Source organism: Nocardia sichangensis (assembly GCF_047200615.1).
Classification (GTDB): domain Bacteria; phylum Actinomycetota; class Actinomycetes; order Mycobacteriales; family Mycobacteriaceae; genus Nocardia; species Nocardia sichangensis.
The window spans coordinates 1-1,955 of the sequence record NZ_JBJZOK010000091.1; the positions used below are offsets into that span (position 1 = coordinate 1).

The following is a 1,955-nucleotide window of genomic DNA, read 5'->3' on the forward strand; positions in this document are numbered from 1 at the left end:
GGTTTTGTGCGGTCTCAGGAGCTGTTTGGCTTGGGTGGCTCAGGACCTGGTTGAAGGTCTCGAGAGGTGTTGGACGCCCGGATCAGATTCGGGGAGCGTGGATTTTGGCTTTCCAGCGTCGGACGGGGTGCTGGGTCTTGCGGGCGTGGATGGATAGTTCGGCGCCGTTGAGGGTGACGCGGAAGTGGGTGTCTTCGACGTGGATGGTGACGATCTGACCGGCGTAGGTGCGGCCGATGCGAATGTTTTGGCGGGCGACCATCACGACACCGTCGGCGGGGACTTTGCGCTGGACGCTGATGGGTCCGGCAGCCGGTGGCGGAAGCTGGGTGGTGGCGATGCGGGCTCCGCGGAGCTTGCCGCGCTCGTCGGCGGGAATCGGTGAGGGCAGCGTCTTGACGAGCACGCCGTCGTGCACCACGTGGATGAGGTGACCGTCCAGGCGCAGGGTGACGCGCTTGCCCGACAGTTCGGCACCGACCTTGAGGCGGTGCTTGAGCAGGATGAGTGCTCCGTTGTTGCCGACAGCACGGTCGATTTCGATTACCGCGTCGGCGGCTAACACGCCCGCCTTCTGGCTGGACCGTCCGGCAGGGGGTGGGCCTGCCGGACGCGCGCCGCGCATTCTGAGCTGGTGGAGGTCTTCGGCGTCGAGGTTGGACGGCATGGTCTTGACGAGCCGTCCGTCGAGGAGGATGTGGATGCTGTATTCGTCGACCCACACATGCGCGAGCTGCCCCGCCCGCTGGGCGCCCATCTTGATTCTGTGGACGGCGACTGAAAGCTGGCCGCTGGCGGATATCACCGTGTCGAACTCGACCGCCCCGGCCGAGGACGCCAGCACCAGGCCGGGCACCGGGTCTGGTTCGACCGTCGGGCTGCCAGGAATGGCGGCGACATCGGACACGGCAGGCAGATCGGTGGTGACTTTGAGCGGTTCGGGCTGGGCGTTGGGGCGGAACAGGCTGGCCGGAGTCGCCATGTCGAGTGCCTGATGCGGACGGGAATGGTTGTAGGTGTGAACCCATTCGCCGATCGCAGCCTGGGCGGTCGGCAGATCCGTGAACGGGCCAGACGCATCCAGCAGCTCTCGGCGTAGCGTCTGGTGCCAGCGTTCGATCTTCCCGGTCGTGGTCGGCGAGAACGGTCTGGTCAGGCGGGTGGTTATCCCGTTCTCCCGGCACACTCGCTCGAACAACACCTCCGCCGGCCGCGGCCGGGTGAAGCGCCCGGTGAACTGTTTTCCGTTGTCGGTCAGAACTTCTGACGGCACACCGTAGGCTCGCATCGCCTTGAGGAAGGCGTCGGCGACCGCGCGACCCGATGGCACTGCCAGCACCGCGGCGATGACGACGAATCGTGAATGGTCGTCGATTCCTGTGAGCATCTTGCACTCTCGCCCATCGGCGAGGTAGATACCGCCGACCAGGTCCAGCTGCCACAGATGCATCGGTGCTTCCCGCTGCCACCGCCGATACTTGCGTCGGTGCCGCTGTTCCTGCGCTCGGATCAGGCCGTTGCGAACCAGAATCCGATGCACAGTCGCTCGTGACGGTGCCGAGGTCACACCGGACTGTGCGAGTTCGAACGCGATACGCCGCGCACCCCAAAGTGAGTGCGCACGGCGCATCTCACACGCCAGGGCCTCTACCTCGGCGGGCACACGCGTCGGACTCGTCCGCGGCCTGCTCGATACGGCTCTCAACGCGTCGACCCCGCCAGTCTGGTACTTGGCCTTCCAGTTGTAGATCGACTGCCGCGATACCCCGTATCGGACGGCAACCTCACCCACCGGCGATCCGTCCAGCACCTCCAGCACAGCTCGGAAACGCTGCTCTACCAACCAATCCCGATCAGCTTGCCCATTCGGCACGGCCAGCAAGCATCGCCGCACAAACCGATCTTGTCAACAAGGTCCCGAGAACATCGAGTCAACGAGGTCCTGAGCCTTCACA

1 protein-coding gene is annotated in these 1,955 nt (G+C 65.2%); it reads right to left on the minus strand.

All coding sequences use genetic code 11. From position 1 onward, the window contains the following. Positions 1–82 precede the first annotated feature (82 nt). On the minus strand, positions 83–1,882 hold the full coding sequence (locus ACL03I_RS39225) for an IS481 family transposase (protein ID WP_412808630.1): 1,800 nt from the start codon (positions 1,880–1,882) through the stop codon (positions 83–85). Between the last annotated feature and the right edge of the window lie 73 nt (positions 1,883–1,955).